Raw genomic sequence first — 26,676 nt, 5'->3', positions numbered from 1 at the left:
GGTTATTCCTGCATCAGCCGGTCTTGCGAATAGTCGCCTTCAACTTACGCAAATCGATGGCCGTGCCGTCCGCAACGGCCTCGGCTGCCATGCGCTTGATTTCGCCGCGCTGCAGCTTCTGCGTTGAACTCACCGGCAGTTGGTCGACGAAGGCGATGTAGCCGGGCAGCTTGTGATAGGCGATGTGACGGCCGGCCGCCTCGATCAGCCTGCGCGCAAGATCCGCCTCCGCTTCCACCGCAACGCCTTCCTGTGCAACGACGAAAGCAAACACCTCCTCGCCCCGAAAGTCATCCGGCACCGGGGTCACGGCGCAGGCTTTTACGGCAGAGTCCTTTGCCAGTGCCGCCTCGACTTCAAGCACAGCGATGTTTTCGCCACTGCGGCGTACGATGCTTTTCTTGCGGTCAAAGAAGTAGAGCAGTCCCTGCGCATCGGCATAGACGATATCGCCCGTATGGAACCAGCCACCCTCCCAAGCTTCCTGCGTCGCCGCCTCGTCTTTCAGATAGCCGCTGAAAAATCCATGCCTGGGATCCGCACCCGCCGCCCGGACAAGAAGTTCGCCCGGCGTGCCCGGCTCGACCTCTTTGCCGGCATCGTCGACAAGGCGGTACTCCATGCTGGCCCGCGGGCGACCGATGCAGCGCAGGCCCGGCGTATAATCATCCGCGGCAGTGGTGGTGACAGCCCCTCCCCCGGTTTCCGTCATTGCCCAGGCTTCGACAATCGGGATGCCATAGCGCTCTTCGAACTCGATCTTGTGGCGCGCATCGACGCCCGGTCCCAGCGCATACTTGACCCGATGCGCTCGCTCGGTCTCACTCACCGGCAATTGCAGCAGGATTGCCGGGATCACGCCGAGGCAATGAATGACGGTGGCGCCGGAATCCGCGATCGAAGCCCACCAGGTGCTGGAATGAAATCTGTCGAGCGGCACGACGGCGCCGCCGATCATCATCATGCCGACGGCCGTGCAGCCGAGAGCATTCATATGAAACATCGGAAGCGGGGTCAGCGCCACTTCGGATCCTTCGGTCATCGTCGCAACGCCGCCTTGCGCCGTGTACCACTCAGCGACGGTGACGAAATAGAGGTTGGAGAGAATGCAGCCCTTCGGCTTGCCCGTGCTGCCCGACGTAAAAAGCAGCGCGCATTCGGCATCCGGCCCGCCATGCACCGCACTGCGTGGAACAGGAGAGGACGGAATGTCTTCCCCTTCAGCTATAACAGTGACGACGCCTGACTTCACATCCTGCAGCTCGGACAACCGCTCCGCGACAACAACCATCAGCGTCACGTCAGCCATGTCGAGCTGAAAGAGAAGTTCATCGCGGCGAAGATCGGGATTGATCGGTACGATGGAAGCACCGATCGCGTTCAGAGCCAGCCAATAGTCGAAAAAGACCGGACGGTTTTCAAGCAGCAACGCCACCCGCGAGCCGAGCCCGTAACCGGCATCGGCAAAGGCTGCTTTCAGTCGTGTCACTTTTTGAAAGACATCGCCATAGGAATACCGGAATCCATCCGGCGCATAGGCTAAAGCAGCACTGCGTGGCGCGATCAGCAGCGGCGCATGCGGACGAACGGACGCCTGATGTTCAAAAAGCAGATAGGGCGAATGCATGTCTTGCTCCTAATTCCGTTCGAGCAGGCCCTTGATCAGAAACATCTCCGCCTCGTGGATCGTCCCGGTCTGGTTCCATTCGGCATCAGTCTGCGTTGCAAGCCGCCATGTGATCAGCGAGACGACGCAACTCCCCTCGGCCATGCGCAACATCTCGCCCGGCAGCACCCGCGACATGTTGCGGAAGAGCATGGCTTCAGGAGACGGTCCCACCTCGTAATCCACCTGGAAACGGCTGTGATCGACATGCAGACGAACGAAGGTGTGCTTGCCGGTAAAGATTGATGTCCCGCGATAAAGGCCAGGTTCGACCTCGATCCGTTCCGCGCTACCCCAGGCCCAGCGGCCCTGCTCCACCCCATCAGCCATCAGTCCGAAGGCGACCTTGGCGGGACGCTCCACCAGGATGCTGCTGGAATGGCAATGGGGATCGATCATGACACGCCCTTTGTCGCTGTCGGAAGCGGTTTTGCCTTAAAGGTGATTTAAGCGTAAAATATTCTGAAAGAACGTCAATACGTATTTGCTCCGGTCAGGAAAATTTGCACCAGCATGGCATCTGATGGAAACGGGCACACAACCCGAAATGGTGGAAAGCCCCGCATTTGCGCGCTTTTCCGTTGCGACCTCCGGGCCATGATCGAATTTTCACAACATGAAATTTTAGGCTTGAAGTAATCCATACCCCGTTTTACCATTCTGCCAATTGTTAAGGGGACGCCGCAAAGAACGGCGCGAAACCACACGATCAAAAGCCCCTGGCAGGAATGCAGGCCCGCGTTTTCTAAAAACCGCCGCAGGTCCCTCGGCTATGCGCCGACGGACGAACCAGAGGGATCGTCATGACTTTTGAACTCGACCGCAGAAATCTCCTGCAGATGCTTGGGCTTGCCGCCGTCAGCGGCTCCGTTCTGTCGCAGGCCAGCTTCGCCTTTGCAGAAGGCACCGATAACGTCACCATCGGCTGGCCGAGCGACGTGCCGACATGGGACCCCAATGTGCGCTTCGTTCCTGACGCGCAGCCGCTTTTCAAGATGGTCTTCGACCAGCCGCTCGACCAGTCGCCGGATCTGAAGCTGATCCCCAATCTCATCACGAAGTGGGAGCTGAAGCCGGATGGGCTTTCGCTACCCTTCGAGATCCGAAGTGATGTGAAGTTCCACAATGGCGATCCGATGACGATGGAGGATTTCAAATACACCTTCGTCGACCGCGTCAAATCCGGCCTGAAGCTCGATATCGCCAACTCCTGGCGCACCCTGACCGATATCGAGATCCTGTCTCGGACGTCAGGCGTCATGAAATTTTCCGCGCCGACGCCGACCGCACCGCAATGGCTCGCCTTCCTCGGAAGCTATCTGGTGCCGAAGAAATACATCGAGGCTGTTGGAGCGGAAGAGTTCGGCAAGAAGCCCGTCGGCACCGGCCCATACAAGCTCGTCGACTACCAGATGAATTCGCGCATCGTGCTGGAGCGCAACGACGACTATTTCGGCGCCAAGCCAAAGATCAAGCGCGTCACGATCGACATTATCAAGGACCCATCCGCACGCACTGCGGCCATCCAGTCCGGCCAGGTGGACCTCACCGTCAACATTCCTGTGCGCGAGGCAGAACGCTTGGGCAAGACGGATGGGCTGGTGGCGGAGATCAACCCCTTCACCCGGTTGATCCTTCTGCAGATGCGCAATGATATGGGCTTTGCAGACAAGGCCGTTCGCCTCGCCGCCCATCACGCAATCGACAAGGCAGCCCTCTCAAAGGCGTTTTACGGCGGTGCAGCCGTGCCATTGTCGATCCCGGCCACCCCTGGCACGCCCGGCTATATCGACGACTACAAGTTCAGCTATGATCCGGCGCTGGCCAAGAAGCTGCTGGCGGATGCCGGCTACACGGCGGAAAAGCCCGCAACCTTCAAGCTTGCCGCCACCAACGGCCAGTTTCCGAGCGACTTCGATATCGCGCGCGCGCTGATCCAGATGTGGCAGAAGGTCGGTCTCAAGGTCGAACTCGAGCAGATCGAATATTCGAAATATTTCGAATTGAACCGCGGTGGTAAACTGCCCGAGGCAACCCTCTACAGCTTCGACAACGCCACCGGCGACCCCGAAATCTTCTCCGGCTACCTGATGAATCCGAAGATGCCGTTTGGCGCCTGGAAGGGGCAGGAAATCGGCGACAAGATCTTGCAGCTGTTCGTAGAGCCCGTCTACGAAAAGCGCATTGCCGGCTACAAGGCGCTCGCGAAGGAAATCGTCGACACCGGCGCCAATATCCCGATCCTGCAGAGTGTCCAGACGCTGGTTCGCAAGAAGAACCTGTCTTACGTCAAATATGGCAATGCCTGGGTGCTTGGCAGCACCATGTCCTGGACCTGACGCGGGCCTCTCCCTTGGCATTCAGGGTTCGACATCTTGCCGGACCCACACCCCTCGAAATTCTAGAATGAGGCATGCGCATGTTTGCGACCATTGCCCGGCTCATGGTGAAACGCATCTTCACCGCGATCCCCATCCTGTTTGTCGTCTCGGCCCTGCTGTTCTGCATCCTGCGCATCCTTCCAGTCGATCCTGCTGCCATGTCGCTACCGCCGAATGCAACCGTGCAGGAAGTCGAGGCGATGCGCCGCGAAATGGGCCTCGATCGTCCTCTCTATGATCAATACAGCATCTGGCTCGGCAAACTGCTGCACGGCGACATCGGTCGTTCCATCCATTTTCGCCAGGACGTGACGTCGCTGATCGGTTCTACCCTGCCCGCCACAATCGAGCTTGCCGTGATCGCCATGGTGGTCGCGACCGTCTTCGGACTGGCCGGTGGCCTCCTCCTTTTCTATGTGCGCGGCACCCGCGCCGAAGCCGTGATGGACTTCGCGTCCATCCTGCTGCTTTCTTTGCCAGAATTCCTATGGAGCCTGTTCCTGCTGTTGATCTTCGGCGTCTTCTTTGAAGTGCTTCCCTTCACCGGGCGGCTCAGCCCCGGTTTCGAGCGCCCGGTTGTGACCGGGTTTCTCCTGCTGGACAGCCTGATCACCGGCAAGTTCTCAAGCTTCTTCAACGCGCTCGAACACATGATCCTGCCCTGCCTCGCGCTTGGTATTGCGCTTTCGCCGTCGCTGATGCGCGTGCTGCGATCGAGCCTCATGGATGCCTACCAAGACGATTACATTCATCAGGCACGGCTGCGCGGCCTCTCGGAGGCACGGATTCTCATCCGCCATGCGCTGAAGAACGCCATCCTGCCGACGCTGAGCCTCATGGGCGTCCAATTCGGCTTCCTGTTCGGCGGTACGCTGCTGGTGGAAATCATCTACTCGTATCCGGGCATGGGCAATCTGATGGTCGATGCCATCCGCAATGCGGATCTGCCCATCATTCAAGGTGCCGGTCTCACCTACTGCGTCGCGGTCCTTGTCATCAGCATTATCGTCGACAGCCTCTACCTGATCCTCAACCCGAAACTGAGGGCACGCTAACATGCGACCAATTCCGCTTTGGCTGAAATCCGGTCGCGTTCAGACCGGCCTCGTCATCCTGTTCGTGCTGAGCTGCGTTGCAATCTTCGCACCCTATCTCGCGCCCAATGACCCCAACGAACAGAACCTGCTCAGCATTCTGACGCCGCCGTTATGGAGCGCAGGTGCTGATCCCATGTTTCCGCTCGGAACGGACAGCCTCGGTCGCTGCATTCTCTCTCGCCTGATCTTCGGAACGCGCGTGGCCTTGACCGTCGCATTTTCCGCCGCCATCGGAGCCATGGTGATCGGCGCCATCCTGGCGCATATCGCCGGCTATTTCGGCGGCTGGGTCGACTGGCTGATTGGTCGCGTGGTGGAAATCTGGCTATCTTTCCCGCCGGTCATCCTGTCGCTGATCCTGATGGTCGGCCTCGGTACCGGTCTACGCAATGTGGTACTCGCCATCATTCTCGTCGACTGGACGCGCTTCTGCCGCGTGCTGCGAAGCGAGGTGATTGTGTTGCGCCGGCGCGATTATGTGGCGGCCGCCCAACTCGTCGGCTTCTCGCACTGGCGAACGATCACACGCGAGATCCTGCCCGGTACGCTGCCGCTGCTGATCACGCTCATGAGCCTCGAAATGGGTGTCGCGGTCATTGTCGAGGCGGTGCTTTCCTTCGTCGGCATGAGCGTCGGCTCGGAAACGCCGGCCTGGGGACAGATGATCGCAGATGCCCGCCAGAACATCTACGAAGCCCCCTTCAACCTCATCGCCCCCATTTTCGCGATCTTCATCGCCGTCTTCGGCTTCAACATCCTCGGAGACGGGCTACGGCGCACCCTCGACACGCGACTGACCCAGACGGAGCGTACCTGATGAGCAATCCCATTCTCGCCGCGCAAGGTCTGTCGGTGGAGTCGCTGGGCGGGAAGGAACGCTTCCCCGTTCTGACCGATCTGAACTTCACCTTGCAGCCCGGCAAGATTCTCGGCCTTGTCGGTGAATCCGGCGCCGGCAAATCGATGATCGGCCGGACGATTTCACAGTATCTTCCCAACGGTTTTGCCGTGACGCAGGGAACACTGAAGTTTGACGGCGAGGACCTGGTGACCATGCCGGCCGGCCGCAGGCGGCAATTGCTGGGTCGCGAGATCGCCTTCATTCCGCAAGAGCCCTTGTCCGGGCTCAACCCGGTGCTGAGCGTCGGCCAGCAAATGAAGGAGCACCTGTTGCGCATCGGGCTGGCTCCCGGCGAACACTGGCGCGAGCGAGCCTTGAAGGAATTCGACGCGGTGCACCTGCCGCACGGGGCCGGCCTGCTCGACAAGTATCCGCATCAACTGTCCGGCGGCATGTGCCAGCGCATTCTGATCGCCATGGCCTTTGCCAGCAGGCCCCGCCTGCTCATTGCCGACGAGCCAACGACGGCACTCGACGTGACCATTCAGGCGCGCATCGTCAAGCTGATTGCGGAAATGCAGAAGCGTGATGGGACAGCGGTCATTTTCATCACCCACGACCTGCGTCTCGCCTCACAGATCAGCGACGAAATCATGGTGCTCTATGCGGGTAGACCGGCAGAAATCGGCCCGGCAAAGGCATTGTTTTCAGCACCGGCGCACCCCTATACCCGCTGTCTCCAGCTCGCCAATCCGACGATCACTGGCGAGCGCCGGGGCCTGTTCATCCTGCCGGAACGCATGCCGGGACTTCGCGTCTTGAAGGATCTCAAAGGCTGCCGTTTCGCCTCGCGCTGTCCCAATGCTGTCGAAGCCTGCACGCTGGCCGAGCCGCCTTTCGCATCCATAGGGGCCAATCACATCGCCGCCTGCATTCGCCCGGAAGCGACACCGGACATCGTTCCGCCGCCAGCCGTGGCGGCGCGCGAGATCGAGGCCGGCAAAATGCATCTCTCTGGCGAAAAGGTCACCAAAGCCTACACGACCAATTGGAGCCCCTTCGCCAAGCGCGGGACCTTCAAGGCTGTCAGCAATGTCGATTTCACGCTGGGTGAAGGAGAATTCGTCGGCATTGTCGGCGAAAGCGGCAGCGGCAAGAGCTCGCTCGCCCGCCTCGTCGTCGGCCTCGATACGCCGACATCCGGCAAAATTTCGCTGGCCGGTCGTGATGTCACGGCAAACAATGCCCCAGACCGGGCCTACCGCCGGGACAATATCCAGATGGTCTTTCAGGACCCGCAATCGGCGCTCAACCCACGGCGGCGCATCGGCAGCATTGTCACCCAGGCAAATGAGGCGACGGGCCTCAACAACAGCACGCGAGAACGCATGGACCGCGCCGCCGAACTCCTGAAGGAGATAGGCCTGCCCCCCGACGCCGCTTCGCGCTTTCCCTCACAGCTTTCAGGCGGCCAGAAGCAGCGTGTGAATATTGCCCGGGCGCTTTGTACGCTGCCGAAAATCCTGGTCGCAGACGAGATCGTCTCCGGGCTTGATGTGTCGGTGCAGGCGCAATTGCTCGACCTCCTGCTGAAGCTTCGCGACGAGCACGGTTTTTCCATGCTGTTCATCAGCCACGACCTCTCGGTCGTTCGCTATCTTTGTGACCGGGTGCTCGTAATGTACCGCGGCGAAGTGGTTGAAAGCGGCAGGACAGAGACTGTCTTTGCTGCGCCTCAGCATCCCTATACGCGAAGCCTGTTGGCCGCCGTTCCTCCTGATGATGTCATGACGGAGTGGTCACCAGTGCTGGCGGAAGCAGGGTATCAGATCGACTGACGGCGCAAAGTGAAGCCTGCCGTGCAGGTGACGCGGCAGGCCTTTTCGCAGATGCACTGCTACGGGCGGATGATGTGTGTCTCCATGGGGAAATGTGAATTGCCGCCTTCGAATGGCGGGAAGGTCTTGAAGTCTTCTCGCATGGCAATGCGCGCCGGCGATTGCAGCGCCGCGGTCAGCGCGGCCTGACTGTCGAACATCACCCGATTTCGCTGCATGTGATTGACCCGCTCCCAAGGCAGGAAACCTGTCCAATCAACGCGTGACAGAACCTCAATGCCGCGAATGCCCGGGAAGGTCCGCATCACCTGCGGATGATGCGTGACGTAATGATGCATCCACACATTCAGATCCTGAGCCGGGCCCGCGTAATGGACGACGTAAGAGCAGGGATTGCCGTTTGCGGCGATGTCCAGCGCCGCATCATCCACAGGAAAATGCCGAACATACATGGCCTGTTGCGTGGCCTTTGCACCGCGAATGCTCGACAGCACACCACTGGCAGCCAACTGGCGCAGATGCCCGGCGGGCGCCATCGCGTCTTCCAGCGCAGACAGCTCATCGAAATAGAGCTGCATGCCGAAAATTGGCGCCTCTTCCGTTGGGTTATAAAGGTCCTGCGTCGTTTCCGGCGTGTAGAGATTGGCCCCGGTCAGGCCGGGTGTCAGCTTGATGATTTCAGAGACCGTCTCGACGTCCGCAGCGCTCACGGCAAGTTGGCCACCCTCGGGATTTTCGAAGAATGCAAGATAGGCGAAACGCATGTATGCTCCCAGCTTCTATGATGGCCGACACCTGCAAGCGCACCGTCGAGGCAGCGCTCACATCCGCTCGGCAAATGAGATGCTACTATCCGTCCGCTCCGCCCGGAAAACAAGTTTAAACATAAACTATTTCGTACCACCGGCCGCGTGCCTGCTATCATTTAAGCTTCAAACTTTTCGCTTGAAGCCTTGCCGATTTTGCCTCACCATCGTCAATGCTGACATGTCGCTCATGGTGATACATCCACCACGGCGACCGCTTTTGGGAGGAGCCGTCGCATCGACCCCGTACACAGTTCAATGACAACCAGACCGAACAATTGAGCGGGCGCAAACACTATGCGCACCACAAAAACAGAGGGAACAGAAACGATGGCCAGACAGATTTTTCGCCGCACCCTGATGAGCATGACTGCAACGTTGGTTTTGTCCTTGGCCTCCACCGGCCTGGCATCCGCAGCCGCGCTCGTGATCGGCTCCTATCCCAGCAATCCGCCATTTGAATACAAGAATGCCAGCGGCACGTTTGAGGGCTTCGAGGTGGATATCGCAACCGAAGTCGCCAAACGTCTCGGTATGACCGTCGATATTTCCGATCTTGGCTTCCAGGCACTGTTTGCCGCCACCGCCTCCAAGCGGATCGACGTGGCGATCTCCTCGATCACCATCACCAAGGAACGGCTCGGCAGCCAGTCCTTCACGCAGGCCTATTATGACGCCGACATGGGCGTCGCCACCCGTAGGGAAGCCAAGATTGCCACGCTTGAAGACTTGAAAGGCAAAGTCGTCGGCGTGCTCGCAGGATCGACGGGCGACAAATGGGCCAAGGACAACAAGGCCAAGTACGGCATTAGCGACATCAAGAGCTATAACGCCCAGCAGGACATGCTGATGGATCTGTCCTCTGGTCGTGCCGATGCGGCGGTCAGCGACGTTCCCGGCATGGAATATGCCTTCCTCAAGATGAAAGATCTTGCCGTTAAGGTGCGCATCAAGACCGGAGAACAGTACGGTCTGATGATGACCAAGGATCATCCGCTGCTGATCAAGGCCAATGACGCCATCACGGCCATGAAGAAGGACGGTACTCTGGCAGCCATTCACAAGAAGTGGTTCGGCACGGATCCCGCCGCTGGCTCTGCCTCTGCCGTCGAACAGCCACTGCCGAAACCCTGAGGCCTTAATGCGAACCGGCGCCGGTCATCACCCGGCGCCGGGTGCACGACGGATGCAATCCAAAGGCCAGTGGCATGACTCTCCTCGACACATTTTTCAACCTCGAGGTCTTTGGCAGCGCCTTTCCGGCACTGCTACGTGGCGTGATCAACACGTTCCTCCTCGGTTTTGCCGGCATTGGCGTCGGCATTCCAGCCGGCCTATTGATCGGCCTGTTCAGGCTCTACGGGCCAAAGCCGGTGCGCTATCTCGCTGTGTTCTACATCGACATCCTGCGCGCCACGCCCATGCTCGTCGTGTTGATGATCATCTACTTTGCGCTCCCCTTCGTCGGCATCCGCCTGTCCTCATGGACCTGCGCGATCATGGCCTTCGGCATCGTCATGGCCGCCTACATGGCGGAGGTCTTCCGCTCCGGCATAGAAGGGATCGGCAAGGGGCAGTTCGAGGCAGCCGCGGCGCTCGGCCTGCCCTTTGTCGTCACGCTGCGCAAGGTCATCCTGCCGCAGGCAATCCGCGTCGTCATCCCACCGACGACCAACAACTGCGTTTCTATGTTCAAGGATACCTCACTTGCCTCAACGGTCGCCCTTGCCGAGCTCATGAAGGAGGGGCTGGACGCTCAAGCGCTCTACGCTAACCCGACGCCGCTGCTTGGCGCGGCTCTCATCTACATTGCCTTCCTCTGGCCGATGGTGCGGCTGGTCGGTCTGCTGGAGCGGAAATTCAGCAAGGAAAGAACGCGGTAAAGCATCTCCTCGCGCATAAATTCAAACGCATACAACACCTGGAAACGATCAAGCGCGCGGACAATCTCGGCATGCCGTGGAGTTAGCTCGGCCGCACAGAAAGGCGCGCTTTGATTAGGAATATCGACGCCGGAACGACGCCGCCGCGAGGTGAGGAATTGCGTTATCGGCATGCCGAGAATTGCTTGCATATCCATATTTTCTTCAATACGCTCGTCTCACGCTACGCGATCTCCGGAGAGGAAACCGGTCGTCGCCCAGCTCACGAAAACTGGCCAACATAAGGGAACCCGGCCCATGTCATCACCAACACTCGCCACGCTCGCCTCCGCCCTTCTCACCGGCTCCGTCAAGGTCGTTGACCTGACGGCTCCGCTCGGACCAGACACGCCGGTTCTGTACCTTCCGCCACAATTCGGCAAGAACACGCCCAAGGTCGCGGTCCATACCATTTCCGAGTATAACGAGGATGGTCCATTCTGGGCCTGGAACTGGCTGGAGCTTGGCGAGCATACCGGCACCCATTTTGATGCACCCTGTCACTGGATCACCGGCAAGGACAATCCAAACAATACGACGGATACCATCCCGCCGCAGAATTTCGTGGCACCCGTCAATGTCATCGACCGCTCCAAGGAAGCTGCGGAAAATCCCGACTATCTGCTGACCGTTGAGAGCATCAAGGAGTGGGAGGCCGAACACGGCGAGATCGAGGCCGGAACCTGGGTTCTGATGCGCTCTGACTGGTACAAGCGCAATGGCTCGACCGAGACCTTCCTCAACGCCGACGAAAACGGACCGCATTCGCCGGGCCCGACCGCGGAAGCTATCGAGTATCTCTTGTCCAAGGGCATTATCGGCTGGGGCCAGGAAACCATAGGCACCGACGCCGGTTCCGCTGGCGGTATGAACCCGCCCTTCCCGGCGCACAACCTGATGCACAAGAACAACAAATACGGCCTTGCGTCGCTGTCGAACCTTGATCAGCTGCCGCCCAAGGGCGCAATCCTGATTGCCGCTCCGCTGAAGTTCGTCAAGGGTACGGGCTCTCCGGTCCGGGCGCTCGCGCTGATCACTGGCTGATAGCAAATCAACACCTCACCGGTCCGCCTCTAAGAGCGTGGGCCGGTGACGCCCGGGCGACCGCATTGCGAAATAGGCAATGCTTTTCTCTGGCGACCCTTCGCATCCTCTGTTAACCAGCGCGCAAGACAAGCAGGACCGGTGTTCGGCAGCCTGGATGACCATCACCAGAGGGTATTCGCGGGTCAGCCGTCATCCCACCGACAGAGGCTACATGGCAGAGCGATTTTCAGGTATCGTGTTGCGGAGACCGAAGGACGGTGGCGAACCCGATCGCCCGACACTGGGCGAGATCGGACTCAACCATTTCGCACCCTATCTGATGAACCGGATCATCGCGCGCTGGAACGCCAACCTGGCGGAAGAGCTGCGGGAATACGACCTGACAACGGCGAAGATGCGGACCCTTGCCGTCCTCAGCGTTTCCGACTCGCTGACCATCAACGAACTCTCCGTCTTTGCAGTCATCGAGCAATCGACCATGAGCCGCACGCTCGATTCCCTGGAGGAGCAGGGCTATATCCGCCGCACGCCGCGGGCAGAAGACATGCGTATCCGCGACGTCACGATCACGGAGGAAGGTCGCACCGCCTTCGCCACCTTCTGGCCGACGATGTATGATTCCATGCTGCGGATGTTCGATGCGATCGACGAGGACGAATACCGGACTTTTACCGGCATCCTGCACAAGATCCTCGTCAACATCCGCAAGCACGAGATTTGAATACGGGGCGAAGCGCTTACAACGTCGCGACCGTCTTCAACGCACCATCGAGTGCAATTCCGCTCTCATCGAGCAGCGCCGCTTGCCTCAGCCGCTTCATCCAGGCGGCTCCGTCGGCACGATCCTGAAGCAACGGAAGCGCAGACATCACCCGGTCAAATTTCGACAGTCCGCGCGCGTGGGTATCGGAGTAACCCTTCACCAGGCGGCGGTTGTTGATCACTTCGACTGCAAGATCGTAATTGCGCGCCAGCTGAGCTACGGCCGCACTCAACCAGGCCTCGCGATGCTCGATCTCCTGGGCATGCCGTAGCGTCCCTCGGCGGATGCGGCGCAGCCCGGCGATCGAATAGAGCGTCAGGAACCAGAACAGTGTGCCCGTCTGCACCCGTCGCCCTTTGTTGATGCGCCGGTCCAGCCAGGCAAATAGCGATGGACGGCTTTCGATCCAGCGCCCAAGCCCGTTCGGCATCATGCCGCAGATCTCTTCCATGCGCGGATGCATATATTCCGTCATGTAGAGGATCTGGCCATCCTTGACCCCGACTTCCTTGGCAACACGATTAAAGCGGCTGCCCCGCGTCTTGAGGTCCGCTACCCGGATGACATCGTCATAGGCCATGGCGACAGCCACATATTTTGCCGATTGAACAGTGAAGGCAAAATCCTTGGCTTCGCCGCCGTGCGTCCTGTCCAGAGCGTAGAGTTTGCCGACCCGATCGAGATATTCGCCGGCATAGGCAGCATCCTGAAAATCGGTGAGCTTCTTGATACCCGCAAACAGCAGCGGCCAGGCGACTTCGGGAAACTCGGCACGCAGGCGATGAACCAATCGATCGAGGTCTGGGTGGGCGGCGGATTCCGGGAGGGCATCATACCGTTTGACGGGTGTCGCACTCACCTCATCTCGTGGCTTTGATTGCGCCCGCTCGAAGGAAGCGTTGAAGGCACGCAGGCTGGGCTCCACGCCCTTGCCGCCGCCACGGATCGTCGCCTCGAAGGCCTCCTTCGCAAAAGGCAGGACACCGGCGCCTGCCAGAGCGCCGAACATCGACGCGGAAATGACGCTGCCGTTCTTTGTGGCGAGGGTCTCCATGTCAAAGGCGATGGTGCGCTTAGCGGCAAAATCGGTTGCGCCGACCACCACCGTGGGATCGCCGATGCCGTCGCCGGGCTTTTCCTTTTCGCCAACGGCAAAGGATCGATGCGTGGAGGCAATCAGCGTCGTCCGGTCGGGCGTCACCAGACCGCGCAGAACGGAACGGCCCGCCTCCATCAGTTCGGAGGCCAGCACGACATCCACATCGCCCGGCGTCGGCATCAGCGAGAAGATCGGCGACACACCGCCCCGGGCCGGCAGCATCTCGATATAGTAGATCGTGGCACCCGTCCGCTGGGCAACGCCCGGCACAGAGGTCGACTGCGCCATCCAGCCCTGCGCCTCGGCAAGCCCGACGATCCAGTCAGAGAGCACGCCACCGCCCTGACCGCCCATGGCCATGATGGCGAGTGTCAGCGGCTTGTCTGAAACCAGCAAGGTTTTGGGATTCACGGTCTCGTTCATCGTCAACCCCTCAATCTGCAAAGACAATGCGGCCAGCGGCACGGCGCGCCTGCAGCCAGCCGATGACAGAAGCGCGAAGCTTGGCGAGGAATTTGTCCCAGCCGGTCGGGTTGTGGATGACATCCGCCCGGTAGAAGGACGGACAGAGCACGGCCGCCTCCGACACCTCGCCGCAATTGCCACAGCCGACGCAGGAATTGTCGATGGCCGCCACAGGATCATCCTTCAGCGGATCATCGGTATGCTTGACCGAAAGCGACGGACAGCCGGAGAGGCGGATGCAGGCGTGATCGCCGGTGCAAACATCCTCATCCACGCCGAAGCGCTCCTTGATCATGCGCTTGCCATCCTTCACCGCCTTGGCGAATTGCGGCCTCACCCGACGCTGCTTGTTCAGCATGCATTCCGACGAGGCGACGATGATCTTCGGCCCCGTCTCGTCAGTGGTCAGCGCCTCTTTCAGCGTGTCGCGCATTTTTGCGACATCATAGGTCCGGTCGATCTGGCGCACCCAGGTGGCGCCGATCCCCTTCACCGCATCCACAATGGAATTGTTCGTCTTGCGGTTGGGATTGATGGCCCGCGATGACAGGATGTCCTGCCCACCGGTCGCTGCTGAATAGTAGTTGTCGACAACAAGGATGACGCCATTCTGCTTGTTGAACACAGCATTGCCAACAGAAGTCGCCAGGCCGTTATGCCAGAAGCCGCCATCGCCCATGACAGCGATCGAGCGCTTGTCCGCATCGACATTGAAGGCGGAAGCAGACGCCGGACCCAGACCATAACCCATCGTCGTGCCGCCGATATTGAACGGGGGCAGGATCGAAAACAGGTGGCAGCCGATATCGGCAGAGACGTGATGTTCGCCGAGTTCCTTCTCGACCAGCTTCATGGCCGCAAAGATCGGCCGTTCCGGACAGCCGGTGCAAAAACCCGCGGGCCGTGCCGGCACCACGTCAGCCAGGGCCTTTACCTTGGGATCATTGAGAACCGGCGTCGGGTCGGGCACGGGTGGCTGATTGCCGAGCAGAAGGCGATTATACATCTCGATGAAGGTTGTCAGCCCCTTCAGCATGACCGGCGCCGTATACTCGCCACCGCGTGGCAGGATATCCTTGCCGTGGAGGCGCGTCTGGATGTCCCGGCGGCGCATCAGCGTATGCAGCGATTGTTCGATATATTCGGGCGCGCCCTCCTCAATCATGATCACGGCCTTCTTGCCGAGGCAGAAATCGACGACCTCTTCATCGATTGTGGGATAGGCGACGTTCATCACGTAGATCGGCACGGACGAATTGCCGTAGACATCCGCAAGGCCCAGCTGCTGCAGGCTGCGCATGACGCCGTTATAGAGCCCGCCCAGTGTGATGATGCCGATCTCACCCTCATCAGGCCCGAAGAACTCGTTGAGCTTTCGCTCCTTGATGAAATTGATGGCAGCCGGCCAGCGGCGCTCCAGCTTATCCTTATCCTGCGCAAAATTGGCCGGCGGCAGCACGATGCGGTTGACGTCGCGAACCGGATTTTCAAGCGCCTGGCGCAATGTGAACTCAGGCCGCTTGTTGTCCTTGGCGACGAACTGACCATGCACGTGACAGGCTCGGATGCGCACCTGCAGCATGACCGGCGTATTGGAGGCTTCCGAGAGCTGGAAGCCGTCCTCAACTGCCTGCACCATGGAAGGCAGGTTAGGGCGCGGATCAAGCAGCCACATCTGCGACTTCATCGCAAAGGCATGGCTGCGCTCCTGCATGATGGAGGAACCTTCGCCGAAATCCTCTCCGAGGATGATCAGAGCGCCACCATTGACACCGCCCGAAGACAGGTTGGACAGGGCATCGGAGGCAACATTGGTGCCTGCTGTCGATTTCCACGTCACTGCACCGCGGACGGGATACATGACGGATGCCGACAACATCGCCGCCGCCGCCGCTTCCGAAGCGGAGGTTTCGAAATGGACGCCGAGATCCTCCATGATCTCCTTGGCGTCGGCCAGGACATCCATCAGATGCGAGATGGGCGACCCCTGATACCCGCCGACATATGATACGCCCGACTGCAGCAGGGCCTTGGTGATGGCAAGAATACCCTCGCCCCGGAAGATCTCTCCCTCGCCGAGTTTCAGATCCTCGACTTCCCGCGCAAACGATCGCTCGGCCATGGTCGTTCCCCTTTGCCTTTTCGGCTTACCGTAATCATTTGCAAAAGCATATTTTTGCCGCGCGACATTTGTCAATTCGGAATCGGCGCAGATGCATCAAACACTGGCACTGTCGAAGCGTCGGCCCTGTCGCGGACGACTCTTTGGCGCCCGCGAATATATGGAAGAACAGCCATGGCGCCGCGAACGTGCTCGCAAGTCGGCGGCGCCCGCTCTTGCAAAGGACGAAAAGCCTACTTCCGGCCGCGTTGATAACAAGAGTCGATCAGAAGGCGGGATTTTCCAGAAGCGCGCAATCGCTGCTCAGTTTTGCCGCCGCTTGTGTGGTGGCGGCGACATATTCGGCCTCCCGCCGGTCGATTTCCTGCAGCGGCACAACGAGGCAGATGACGGCGATGCAGCGGCCCTCGCAGCTGCGAACCGGCGCGGTCACACAGGCAACATAGGGATCAACGAGCCCCTTTGTCACCCAGTGGCCCTGGCGGCGAGCCTCGGCCACTTCCTGATGGAGAATTTCCGGCGTTGAGGTGCGGCCGGTCGGCGAGACGTAATCCTCGGCCGGGATCGAACGTCTCAGGTCATCGAGGCTATAACCGTCCAGCAGGAAGCGCGCCGCCGCGGTTGCCGGGAGCGGAAAGCGGGAGCCTTCAACGGCTGTACGATAGCCGTGTCCGCGGCCGGTCCGAGAAATCAGGATCAACTGTTTCCAATCCTGCAGGACATCGAGTTCACTCACTTCCCCGGTCGCTTTCGCAAGATCGGTGACAACCTCCTTTGCCTGCCGCGCCAGCGGGGCGCTGCGATCATAGACCTGTCCCAGCAATCCGCAGAGACGCCCCGGCACGATTAGCCCCTCCGGCTCAGTCTGGTCGAGAAAACCACGGGCGAGCAATGTGTCGATGATGCTGTAGACGGTCGAGCGGGGGGCGCCGAGTGCTGCCGCAATCGAATTGCGCGTGGTGGGGCGTTGCTGCGCCGCCAGCAGATCCAGCACGTCGAGCAAACGATCCGTTCCGCGCGCCCTCATATGCATTTGCAAATACCCTCGCCTTGACATGCCCGAAATTTTGACCTCTAAATTACCTTATAAAGATCACATGTCCACTACAGTGGACAAAGAAAGATCTAAATCAATAAGGGAACAGACCATGCAAGCAGCAGCGAAATCGCCTCGCCTATCCATACGTCGTTTCACGACCGCTCTTGTTTTGACGGCACTCCTGCCAACGGCTAGCGCATGGGCAGCGGAACTGAAACTCGCCTATAGTTCGTCGGCGACCTCAATGGATCCGCATTTCCACAATGCCAGCCAAAATATTGCGGTCGCACGCAATATGTTCGAGACGCTGACCCAGATGGACCCGGACAGCCGGATCGTGCCGGACCTGGCGGAAAGCTGGAAGAAGATCAATGACACGACCTGGGAGTTCAAACTTCGCAAGGCGAAGTTCCAGGACGGCAGCGACTTCACCGCCGAAGATGTCGCCTTTTCTCTCGCCCGCCCCGGGACAATCGAGAACAGCCCCTCCTCCTTCAAGATCTATACCGGTTCGATCACCAAGACAGAGATCATTGATCCGCAGACCATCCGCATCACCACTTCCACACCCTATCCGCTGCTGCCGGCAGACCTGACATCGATCTTCATGGTCAGCAAGAAGGCGAGCCAAGGCGTCACCAGCGACAAATTCGCCACACCCGAGCACATGATCGGCACCGGTCCCTACCAGTTCGTCAGCTATACCCCGGACGACCGTGTGGTGATGAAGCGCTTTGATGGCTTCTGGGGTGGCAAGCCGGCCTGGGACAGCGTGACCATACGCTTCATGCCGAATGACGGCGCTCGCATGACAGCGCTGCTTTCAGGTGACGTTAATGCCATCGAAAACGTTCCGACGCCCGATATCGAGAAGGTCAAGGCCAATCCCGATCTGGTCTACGCCGCCAAGAAAAGCCACCGGCTGATCTTCCTCTTTTTGGACAGCGGCCGCGAAAGCTCACCGGGCGTCAAGGCAGACAACGGCAAGAACCCGCTGCAGGATGTCCGCGTCCGCCGCGCCATCAACATGGCAATCGACCGCAAGGCGATCAGCGAGCGCCTGATGATGGGCCTTGCCTATCCGACCAACAATCTGGCCACCGACCAGATGATGGGCTTTGATCCCACACTGGAAACGGTGCCCTACAATCCAGAAGGCGCCAAGAAGCTACTGGCCGAGGCAGGCTATCCAAACGGCTTTGCCCTGACGCTCGGCACGCCGAACAACCGCCTCCTGAATGACGCCCGCGTCGCCCAGGCGATCGCTCAGATGCTGACCCGCGTCAACATCAAGACGGATGTGGACGCGGTTCCCTTCTCCGCCATCAATACAAAGGGCAACAAGGGCGAGTTCTCCGCTGTCATGATGGGCTGGGGCGTGCAGACGGCCGAAGCATCTTCTGGCATTCGCATGATGGTGGCCTGCCCGGACAAGGCGCGCGGCTGGGGCGTCGTCAACTGGAGCAACTACTGCAATCCGAAGCTCACCGAGCAGCTCATCGCGCTTACCTCGGAAATGGATGATGCCAAGCGCAACGACATGCTCAAGGCTGCCGTTCATACGGTCGTCGATGACATGGCGATCGTGCCGCTTTACTTCCAGGGCATGACCTGGGCGGCAAAGAAGGGCATCAAGATCATTCCGCGCATGGATGAGCGGACCTCGGCCTTTACCTTCGAGCCGGCTCCGTAACCGCGCCTCCTGCGAGCCCGCCGCCGAATTGGCTGCGGGCATTCTGCGACACCTATACCGGACCAGAAACAAATGATCGCCTATCTGATACGCCGACTGGGACAGTCTGTGCTGGTGCTGTTCACCATGGCTGTGCTGGTATTTTTCGCGGTCTTCGCGCTCGGAAGCCCGGTCGACATGCTGGCCAGTCCGGATGCGGATCAGGCGGAGCGGGCAGCGCTGGCCGTCCGTTTCGGGCTGGACAAATCGCTGCCCGTCCAGTTTGCCACCTTCATCGGCAATGCTTTGCACGGCGATCTCGGCGCCTCCTTCGTCTACGGCAAATCGGCCTTGGCCGTGATCGGCGAACGATTGCCCGCGACCATCGAACTGGCGGTGCTGGCGCTTGTCTTTTCAGTGCTGATCGGCGTCCCGCTCGGCGTCATCGCCGGTTTGCGGCCGAACTCGATCGCCGGCCGGGCGATCATGTCGACATCGATCTTCGGCTTTTCGCTGCCGAATTTCTGGATTGGCCTGATGCTGATCCTGTTCTTCGCCGTCTATCTCGGCTGGCTGCCGGCCGGAGGACGCGGACCCACGACGAATGTCCTTGGCATGGAGCTGTCGATCTTCTCGGTCGAAGGCTGGCGCCATCTCATCCTCCCTGCCCTCACCCTGGCGCTCTACAAGGCATCTCTCGTGGTCCGACTCTGCGAAGCGGGCACCCGTGAGATCATCACGCAGGAATACATCCGTTTTGCCCGCGCCAAGGGCTTGAGCAGATTCCGTATTATCCGGCTGCACCTCTTGAAGAACATGATGATCCCTGTTGTCACCATTCTCGGCATGGAGTTCGGCGCGATGATTGCCTTCACCGTCGTCATCGAAACGGTGTTCGCCTATCCCGGCATGGGCAAGCTTCTGATCGAGTCGATCAACCGCCTCGATCGACCTGTGGTCGTCGCCTACCTCATGGTCACCACTGTGATCTTTGTCGTCATCAATCTCATCGTCGATTTCCTGTATGTCGCGCTCGATCCGCGTGTCAGGCTCAGCGGCCCGAACGAGTAAGCCATGAGCGAAATCACCCCCACTACACCGCTGACCTTGCCGCCCGTTGCCAAAGGCGAGCGCCTGCTGCTGCGTCAAGTTCGCGATCTCGTGGCGAGCCCGGAAGCGGCCATCGGACTTGCTGTCCTGATCACGCTGGTCGCAATCGCGCTTCTCGCACCGCTGATTGCGCCGCAAAACCCGTATGATTTGATGCAGCTCGACATCATGGACAACATGCTGCCGCCCGGCTCGGCGCTCGGCAACGGCGCAACCGCCTGGCTCGGCACCGATGATCAGGGCCGCGACATGCTGTCGACCATCATGTACGGCATGCGCGTCTCGCTCGGGGTCGGCATCGCCTCCGTCCTGATCGCCAGCGTGATCGGAGCTTTGATCGGCGTTCTCTCCGCCTATATCGGCGGGCGCTTCGATGCACTGATCATGCGCATTGTTGACCTGCAACTATCCTTCCCCTCGATCCTGATTGCGCTCGTCCTTTTGACTGTCTTCGGACGGGGTCTCGACAAGGTCGTGCTGTCGCTGGTCTTCGTGCAATGGGCCTACTACGCCCGAACCGTGCGCGCCTCCGCGCTGGTCGAAAAGAACAAGGACTATATTGCCGCTGCCCGCTGTCTTGAAATGCCGCAATGGCGGATCCTTGTGCGGCATATGCTACCCAACTGCATTCCGCCATTGATCGTCGTCTCCACGGTACAGGTGGCGCACGCCATCACGCTCGAATCGACACTCTCCTATCTGGGCGTCGGCGTTCCCGTAACTCAGCCATCGCTCGGCATGCTGATTGCCACCGGCTATAGCTTTCTGCTCTCCGGCAACTACTGGATCTCCACCTACCCCGGCATTGCCCTGGTTCTGATCGTCGTATCGATCAACCTGGTTGGCGACCGCCTGCGGGCGGTGCTCAATCCGAGGTTCACCCATTGATACAGCTTCAAAAGACACATCAGGTGCCGGCGCTGTCGGTCGAAAATCTCAGCGTCACCTTCAAAACCCGCAAGGGGCTGGTGACGGCGATCAATGATGTCAGCTTCCACGTCAATCCCGGCGAGGTTCTGGGTGTTGTCGGCGAATCCGGTTCGGGCAAGTCGGTGACGGGTCTTGCCGCCATGGGCCTGATCGATCCGCCCGGGCGGATATCGGGCGGCCGGGTGGCGCTGGAAGGACGCGACATAGCCGGCATCGGCGACAAGGCCATGCGAGGCCTCCGTGGCAGCCGCATCGCGATGATCTTTCAGGACCCGATCTCCACGCTCAATCCGGTGCTGCGCATCGACACGCAGATCATGGAAGCCATCACGGCACATGAGAAGATTTCGCCCGCCGCCGCGCGCGTGCGGGCCATCGAGGCCCTGAGGGCGGTCGGCATACCCTCGCCGGAATCGCGGCTGGAGGCCTATCCCCATCAATTTTCCGGTGGCATGCGCCAGCGCGTCGCCATTGCCATCGCGCTCCTGCATCGCCCAGCCGTGCTGATTGCCGACGAGCCGACAACGGCGCTCGATGTCACCATCCAGGCGCAGATCCTCGGTGAGGTTCAGAAGCTGGCAGCCGAAAATGGTACGGCGCTCGTCTGGATTACGCACGATCTCTCCGTCGTTGCCGGCCTCGCTGACCGTATCGCCGTGATGTATGCAGGGCGGATCGTGGAATCCGGAACGGTCGCCGAAGTGCTGACGGCGCCGCGCCACCATTATACCGCCGGACTGATCGCCTCGGTTCCAAGCCGTAATCGCCGCGGTCAACCGCTGGCGCAAATTCCCGGTTCCACACCCAACCTCGCCAACATGCCCTCCGGCTGCGCCTTCCACCCGCGCTGTCCGGCCAAAACCGAGATCTGCTCGGCAGAGCTTCCGCCGATCCTCCATGATCCGTCTGGCCGCTTCCTGCGCTGCCATCATCCACGACAGGAGGCGTAAGATCATGCAGCCGATCCTGAAACTCGACGCTGTGTCCCGCCAGTTCCGCAATACACCGGATTTCGCCCAGCGCATCGCCGACATGCTCACCCGACAGAATTCCGAGCAGGTCGTCCGCGCGGTAGACGACGTCAACCTGGACGTCCGCCCGGGGGAAATCGTCGGCCTGGTCGGTGAATCCGGCTGCGGCAAGTCTACCCTCGCCCGCATCATTTCCGGCATCCTGCGGCCCTCCGAAGGCCGCATCCTGCTCGAAGGCCGGGATGTTGCCACCATGTCGGAAGCGGAACGCCGCAAGGCAAGCCTGTCGATCCAGATGGTGTTCCAGGATGCAACGGCATCGCTCAATCCACGCAAGCGGGTGATGGAGATCATCGGGGAAGCCGCCGTCGTGCATGGCATCATACGGGCGGGCGACATGCTCGCCTATGTCTGCGATCTGATGCGCCGCGTCGGTCTCGACCCTGCCAGCCGTGACCTCTATCCGCATCAGTTTTCCGGCGGCCAGCGGGCGCGCATCGGCATTGCCCGGGCGCTTGCCGTCAAGCCGCGCATTCTCGTCTGCGATGAATCGACGGCCGCGCTCGACGTTTCGATCCAGGCGCAGATCCTCAATTTGTTCGTCGAGCTGAAGCGCGATCTCGATCTCACCTACATCTTCGTCAGCCACGATCTCGGCATGATCGAGAACTTCTGCGATCGCATTGCCGTCATGTATCTCGGCCGCATCGTGGAACTGGCGGAGACCGAGGCTCTGTTTGCCAATCCGCATCATCCCTATACGCGCGCGCTCCTCAAGGAGATCCCGACTCTCGAACCCAAGAAGCGCGCGTTTACGGCCATCAAGGGCGAGATGCCCTCGCCACTGCATCCACCGTCCGGCTGCCATTTTCACCCGCGCTGTGGAATGGCGCGGGAGTTGTGTTCCGCTGAACGACCAATGCTGCGCGAAACGGGAGAGATGCGTTTCTCCGCCTGCCATTTTGCCGAGGAACTGAAGGCTCAGGAGTTGAATCATGTCGTCTGACCTGACCCGCCAACTTGCCCAACTTGTCGCCTTCCCAACCGTCAGCGCCGAATCCAATCTCGCCCTGCTGGACCACATCGAAGCGGTTGTTTCTCCTTTCGGGACAAGGCTGCGGCGCTTCCCAAATGCCGAAGGGAACAAGGCAAGCCTACTCGTCTCCATCGGTCCAGATGCGCCGGGGGGCATTGTGTTCAGCGGCCATACCGATGTCGTCCCGACCGCCGGTCAGGCCTGGACGGGCGATCCCTGGATCCTAAGGACGAGCGGCTCGCGGGTCATCGGCCGGGGCGCAACGGACATGAAGGGGTTTCTGGCCTGCTGCCTGTCCGCTCTGCACGGCATCGCTGCACGCCCGTTGAAACGCCCCGTCCATCTGGCCTTTTCCTATGACGAGGAGGTGGGCTGCACCGGCGTCGGCGACATGGCCGAGTGGATCGGCAAGAGCAAGCTTGCCCCCCGCATGGCGATCATAGGCGAACCAACGAGCATGGATCTCGTTTCGGCGCACAAGGGCGGCCTGATCGGTTGGGCGCGGGTCCGCGGCAAGCCGGGCCATTCGTCGCAGCCCGATCGCTACGTCAATGCCGTCATGGCGGCCGCCGAATTGATCGGCGAGATCAACCGTATCCGTGCTGATATGCGCAGCGGGCCACAGTTCGACGGCCTTGATCCACCCTATTCGACGATCCAGGTCAACCAGATCAAGGGCGGCCTGCACGGCAATATCGTCGCCGAGGCCTGTGATTTCTTCTGGGAAATGCGCATCATTCCCGGCGAGGATGATCTTGCCGTGCTGGAGCGTATCAAGCGCTATGCGCGCGAGGTGATCGAGCCGGCTATGAAAGCGGTTGACCCGGATTGCGGCATTTCGATCGAGGTTCAGGCGCGCATTCCCGGTCTGAAGCCCGAAGCCGAAACACAGACGCGGCAGCTCCTCGACCTCCTGGATAGGCCAGCTCCCCGCTATGTCTCCTATGGCACCGAGGCCGGCATCTTCCAGATCAACGGCACGCCCTCCTTCGTTATCGGCCCCGGAGACATCGCCGACGCGCACCAGCCGGACGAGGGAATCGAGATCGCCGAACTGGAGCGCTGCGTCACCTTCCTCGACCGCCTTGCCGAAAGCTGCTGCGATGATTGATGACACGAGAAGACTGACATGGAGAATGCAATGAACGCCGTGACCTCGACCCGACAGGAGGCAATTGCGAAGGCCATCGGGCAACTTAAGGACGGCACGTTCGAAGCCGTGATGCGTCGGCGCGTCGCCATTCCCTCAGCCAGCCGCCTAGCCGATCACAAGCCTGATCTTGTGCGCTACCTGACAGATGAGATGCAGCCGCATTTCGCCCGCATGGGCTTTACCACACGCCTGCTGGAGGACGAGGCGGCGCCCGGCCCCTTCCTGCTCGCCGAACGTATCGAGGACCCGTCTTTCCTCACGATCCTGCAATACGGCCATGGCGACGTCGTTGCCGGTCTCGATGGGAAATGGGCGCAGGGACTTTCGCCCTTCGAGATGACCGAACGCGACGGCCTTTGGTATGGTCGCGGCACCGCCGACAACAAGGGCCAGCATTCGATCAACATGGCGGCCATCGAGTCCGTGCTGGCGGTGCGCGGCGCGCTAGGCTTCAACCTCAAATACCTGATTGAGATGGGCGAGGAATCCGGCTCGCCGGGGCTAGATACGGTCTGCGCCCGCAACAGCAACCTACTGAAAGCCGACGTCCTGATCGCCTCCGATGGGCCGCGACTGGCGCTGAACCAGCCGACGATCTTTCTTGGCGCACGCGGCGGCCTTTCTTTCCACATGGAAGTGAATGCACGCGAAGATTTCCAGCATTCGGGCAACTGGGGCGGGCTGCTCGCCAATCCCGGCATTGAGCTTTGCCACGCGATCACCGAACTCGTCAGCCGTACCGGACAGATCAAGGTGCCGGAAATGGCACCGGGCCACATCCCGCAGAATGTGCGCGATGCCTTGTCGCGTTGCCATATCGAGCCTGCCGCCGGAGATCCTGCGATCGAAGACTGGTGGGGCGAACCTGGTCTTTCGGCGGAGGAAAAAGTGTTTGCCTGGTCATCCTTCGAGGTGATGGAAATGGAATGCGGCAACCTTGCTCAGCCGCTCTATGCCATACCACCGCGCGCCCGGGCGCGCATGCAGCTGCGGTTTCCGGTCAACGTTGACTACAAGGCCGTGGTGCCGGCTGTGCGACGCGTTCTGAAGGAGGCAGGCTATGACCGCGTCGTCGTGACCGACCCCTCCGACGCGATCTTCCCCGCAAGCCGCCTGGATCCGGATCACCCATGGGTGAAACGTGTGGCAGCTTCAATCGAGGCAACCACCGGCCAAGCGCCAGCCATCCTGCCGAACCTCGGCGGCTCACTGCCCAACAACATTTTTTCGGACCAGCTCGGCCTGCCGACCGTGTGGATACCGCATTCCTATCCGGGTTGCCTGCAGCATGCCGCCAACGAGCACCTGCCTGTCTCGATCGTCCGCGAGGGACTCGCCATCATGGCAGGGCTGTACCACGACCTCGGACAACCAAACACATGAACAATGTCCCACAGCGGGCAGACAACAAGACTAGGGAGAAGAACATGTCTTTGATGGACAACAAGATCGTGGCCAAACACCAGGCGCTGACCGCCTTCAGCGGCATTCGTGACCAGATCAAGGACCTGCATACGGAAAACATTGCAGCCATGGCTGTGCGGGCACGGTCGCTCGAAGATGTCATCGCGCTCTGGTATGGCGAAGGCGACATGATAACGCCCTCCTTCATCCGGGACGCCGCCAAAAAGTCGCTAGACGATGGCGAGACCTTCTACGTGCCGGACATGCGTGGCGCCGACCGTCTGAAGACGGCGATCAGCGATTACCAATCACGCCTTTATGGCAAGCCAATCGCCATGACCCGCTCGACGGTGGCGCCCGGCGGCATGCAGGCGCTTTACATCGCACTGGCCCTGATTGCAGAAGTCGGCACGAATGTCGTCTATGTCGCGCCGCAATGGCCGAACATCCATAATGCCATCCACCTGCTGGGTGCCGAACCGCGCCCGGTGGCGCTGGATTTCGACAAGGACTGGAAGCTCGATCTCGACCGGCTGTTTGCCGCCTGCGACGCCCGCACCCGCGCCATCTTCCTGTCGACACCCTCCAACCCGACCGGCTGGACCGCCAGTGCGGAAGAAATGGCGGCGCTGCTCGAATTCAGCCGCCGCACCGGCATCTGGATCATCTCCGACGAGGTCTATGGCCGCATCTATTTCAACGGCGACGTGGCGCCGTCGATGATGCCCATTGCCGACGACGAAGACCGCGTGATGACCATCAACAGCTTCTCCAAGGCCTGGGCGATGACCGGCTGGCGCGTCGGCTGGCTGACGCACCCGAACAGCGTGGCGGACCAGATCGCCGCGATGACCCAGTATATCAACAGCGGCACGGCAGCGATGATCCAGGCGGGAGCGGTTGCAGCCCTCGAACAGGGCGAGCCGCTGGTGGCCGATATCCGTCAGCGTATAAAGACAGGTCTCGATATCGTCTATGATGGCCTGTCGCAGATCAATTCCATCACGCTTCCGGAAAAGCCCAAGGGCGGCATGTATGCCTTCTTCGGACTGGCGGGCGTGCCGGATGCGCGCGAAGCCTGCTCGATGATACTGGAGAAGGCGCGTGTCGGCCTCGCCCCGGGGCATCTGTTCGGCAGTTCGTCTGCGGGCTTTATCCGGCTTTGCGTCTTCCGCGACCAGGAACGTTTGAAGACCGCCGTTGACCGCATGGTCGAGGCTCTGCGTTAGTCTTCACGCCGGCTGCAGCCAGATTGCAGCCGGTAATTAGATATTACTGAACGATCCCAGCATCAACTTCGTCGGAATTCGGGAG

At 60.3% G+C, this 26,676-nt stretch carries 22 protein-coding genes; 16 read left to right on the top strand and 6 right to left on the bottom strand.

The window, feature by feature from the left end:
• Nucleotides 1-13 precede the first annotated feature (13 nt).
• On the bottom strand, nt 14-1,627 hold the full coding sequence (locus tag Q2T52_RS11605; RefSeq protein WP_302076898.1) for an AMP-binding protein: 1,614 nt from the start codon (nt 1,625-1,627) through the stop codon (nt 14-16).
• Nucleotides 1,628-1,636: 9 nt separating this feature from the next.
• Nucleotides 1,637-2,065 (bottom strand): hypothetical protein, encoded by a 429-nt coding sequence (locus tag Q2T52_RS11600; RefSeq protein ID WP_302076897.1) that lies wholly within the window; start codon nt 2,063-2,065, stop codon nt 1,637-1,639.
• A 404-nt stretch (nt 2,066-2,469) separates the two neighbouring features.
• On the opposite strand from Q2T52_RS11600, the gene Q2T52_RS11595 reads away from it, so the two are divergent.
• The 4 genes from Q2T52_RS11595 to Q2T52_RS11580 all read left to right on the top strand — a co-directional run bounded on the left by Q2T52_RS11595 (nt 2,470) and on the right by Q2T52_RS11580 (nt 7,823).
• Nucleotides 2,470-4,005 carry an ABC transporter substrate-binding protein gene (locus Q2T52_RS11595; RefSeq protein WP_302076896.1) on the top strand — a complete coding sequence of 512 codons (1,536 nt, stop codon included), beginning with the start codon at nt 2,470-2,472 and terminating at the stop codon, nt 4,003-4,005.
• An 80-nt stretch (nt 4,006-4,085) separates the two neighbouring features.
• Complete coding sequence (locus tag Q2T52_RS11590) at nt 4,086-5,102, top strand: ABC transporter permease (protein ID WP_302076895.1); 1,017 nt, start codon at nt 4,086-4,088, stop codon at nt 5,100-5,102.
• A gap of 1 nt (nt 5,103) precedes the next feature.
• On the top strand, nt 5,104-5,961 hold the full coding sequence (locus Q2T52_RS11585) for an ABC transporter permease (RefSeq protein ID WP_302076894.1): 858 nt from the start codon (nt 5,104-5,106) through the stop codon (nt 5,959-5,961).
• Entirely contained in the window at nt 5,961-7,823 is a 1,863-nt protein-coding gene (locus tag Q2T52_RS11580; protein ID WP_302076893.1) for an ABC transporter ATP-binding protein, read from the top strand. The genes Q2T52_RS11585 and Q2T52_RS11580 overlap by 1 nt, the downstream gene beginning before the upstream one ends.
• Before the next feature lie 59 nt (nt 7,824-7,882).
• Here the strand turns inward: Q2T52_RS11580 and Q2T52_RS11575 are convergent, their stop codons facing one another.
• Nucleotides 7,883-8,587: a hypothetical protein gene (locus tag Q2T52_RS11575; protein ID WP_302076892.1), complete on the bottom strand. Its 705-nt coding sequence runs from the start codon at nt 8,585-8,587 to the stop codon at nt 7,883-7,885.
• A gap of 372 nt (nt 8,588-8,959) precedes the next feature.
• Here Q2T52_RS11575 and Q2T52_RS11570 point away from each other — a divergent pair, with 372 nt between their 5' ends.
• The 4 genes from Q2T52_RS11570 (at nt 8,960) to Q2T52_RS11555 (ending at nt 12,319) form a co-directional block, all read left to right on the top strand.
• Complete coding sequence (locus tag Q2T52_RS11570) at nt 8,960-9,763, top strand: ABC transporter substrate-binding protein (protein ID WP_302076891.1); 804 nt, start codon at nt 8,960-8,962, stop codon at nt 9,761-9,763.
• Nucleotides 9,764-9,837: 74 nt separating this feature from the next.
• Complete coding sequence (locus Q2T52_RS11565; protein WP_302076889.1) at nt 9,838-10,512, top strand: amino acid ABC transporter permease; 675 nt, start codon at nt 9,838-9,840, stop codon at nt 10,510-10,512.
• Nucleotides 10,513-10,809: 297 nt separating this feature from the next.
• The gene (locus Q2T52_RS11560) at nt 10,810-11,595 is read left to right on the top strand and encodes a cyclase family protein (protein WP_302076887.1); all 786 of its coding nucleotides are present in this window, start codon (nt 10,810-10,812) and stop codon (nt 11,593-11,595) included.
• A 214-nt stretch (nt 11,596-11,809) separates the two neighbouring features.
• The gene (locus Q2T52_RS11555) at nt 11,810-12,319 is read left to right on the top strand and encodes a MarR family winged helix-turn-helix transcriptional regulator (RefSeq protein WP_302077267.1); all 510 of its coding nucleotides are present in this window, start codon (nt 11,810-11,812) and stop codon (nt 12,317-12,319) included.
• Nucleotides 12,320-12,335: 16 nt separating this feature from the next.
• Here the strand turns inward: Q2T52_RS11555 and Q2T52_RS11550 are convergent, their stop codons facing one another.
• The 3 genes from Q2T52_RS11550 to Q2T52_RS11540 all read right to left on the bottom strand — a co-directional run bounded on the left by Q2T52_RS11550 (nt 12,336) and on the right by Q2T52_RS11540 (nt 17,080).
• Nucleotides 12,336-13,883, bottom strand: a complete 1,548-nt coding sequence (locus tag Q2T52_RS11550) for an indolepyruvate oxidoreductase subunit beta family protein (RefSeq protein ID WP_302076886.1) — start codon at nt 13,881-13,883, stop codon at nt 12,336-12,338.
• Between the two features lie 10 nt (nt 13,884-13,893).
• Nucleotides 13,894-16,047, bottom strand: a complete 2,154-nt coding sequence (locus Q2T52_RS11545) for a ferredoxin family protein (RefSeq protein WP_302076885.1) — start codon at nt 16,045-16,047, stop codon at nt 13,894-13,896.
• Nucleotides 16,048-16,312: 265 nt separating this feature from the next.
• The gene (locus Q2T52_RS11540) at nt 16,313-17,080 is read right to left on the bottom strand and encodes an IclR family transcriptional regulator (protein ID WP_302076884.1); all 768 of its coding nucleotides are present in this window, start codon (nt 17,078-17,080) and stop codon (nt 16,313-16,315) included.
• A gap of 115 nt (nt 17,081-17,195) precedes the next feature.
• On the opposite strand from Q2T52_RS11540, the gene Q2T52_RS11535 reads away from it, so the two are divergent.
• The 8 genes from Q2T52_RS11535 (at nt 17,196) to Q2T52_RS11500 (ending at nt 26,591) form a co-directional block, all read left to right on the top strand.
• Complete coding sequence (locus Q2T52_RS11535) at nt 17,196-18,779, top strand: ABC transporter substrate-binding protein (RefSeq protein WP_302076883.1); 1,584 nt, start codon at nt 17,196-17,198, stop codon at nt 18,777-18,779.
• Between the two features lie 72 nt (nt 18,780-18,851).
• A complete protein-coding gene (locus Q2T52_RS11530) occupies nt 18,852-19,829 on the top strand; it encodes an ABC transporter permease (protein ID WP_302076882.1) in 978 nt (325 codons plus the stop codon).
• Nucleotides 19,830-19,832: 3 nt separating this feature from the next.
• Nucleotides 19,833-20,756: an ABC transporter permease gene (locus Q2T52_RS11525; RefSeq protein WP_302076881.1), complete on the top strand. Its 924-nt coding sequence runs from the start codon at nt 19,833-19,835 to the stop codon at nt 20,754-20,756.
• Nucleotides 20,753-21,748, top strand: coding sequence for an ABC transporter ATP-binding protein (locus Q2T52_RS11520; protein WP_436799523.1), 996 nt, complete (start codon nt 20,753-20,755; stop codon nt 21,746-21,748). The genes Q2T52_RS11525 and Q2T52_RS11520 overlap by 4 nt, the downstream gene beginning before the upstream one ends.
• Nucleotides 21,749-21,752: 4 nt before the next feature.
• A complete protein-coding gene (locus Q2T52_RS11515; protein ID WP_302076880.1) occupies nt 21,753-22,775 on the top strand; it encodes an ABC transporter ATP-binding protein in 1,023 nt (340 codons plus the stop codon).
• A complete protein-coding gene (gene argE, locus Q2T52_RS11510) occupies nt 22,765-23,916 on the top strand; it encodes an acetylornithine deacetylase (RefSeq protein WP_302076879.1) in 1,152 nt (383 codons plus the stop codon). Before Q2T52_RS11515 ends, argE begins: the two co-directional genes overlap by 11 nt.
• Before the next feature lie 30 nt (nt 23,917-23,946).
• Complete coding sequence (locus Q2T52_RS11505) at nt 23,947-25,341, top strand: M20 family metallopeptidase (RefSeq protein ID WP_302076878.1); 1,395 nt, start codon at nt 23,947-23,949, stop codon at nt 25,339-25,341.
• Between the two features lie 44 nt (nt 25,342-25,385).
• A complete protein-coding gene (locus tag Q2T52_RS11500) occupies nt 25,386-26,591 on the top strand; it encodes a pyridoxal phosphate-dependent aminotransferase (protein ID WP_302076877.1) in 1,206 nt (401 codons plus the stop codon).
• Nucleotides 26,592-26,676: the final 85 nt, after the last annotated feature.

The organism is Rhizobium oryzicola (genome assembly GCF_030504645.1).
GTDB lineage: Bacteria > Pseudomonadota > Alphaproteobacteria > Rhizobiales > Rhizobiaceae > Neorhizobium > Neorhizobium oryzicola.
The sequence above is the reverse complement of the archived record's forward strand: the minus strand, read 5'-3'. Positions and strand labels throughout refer to the sequence as shown.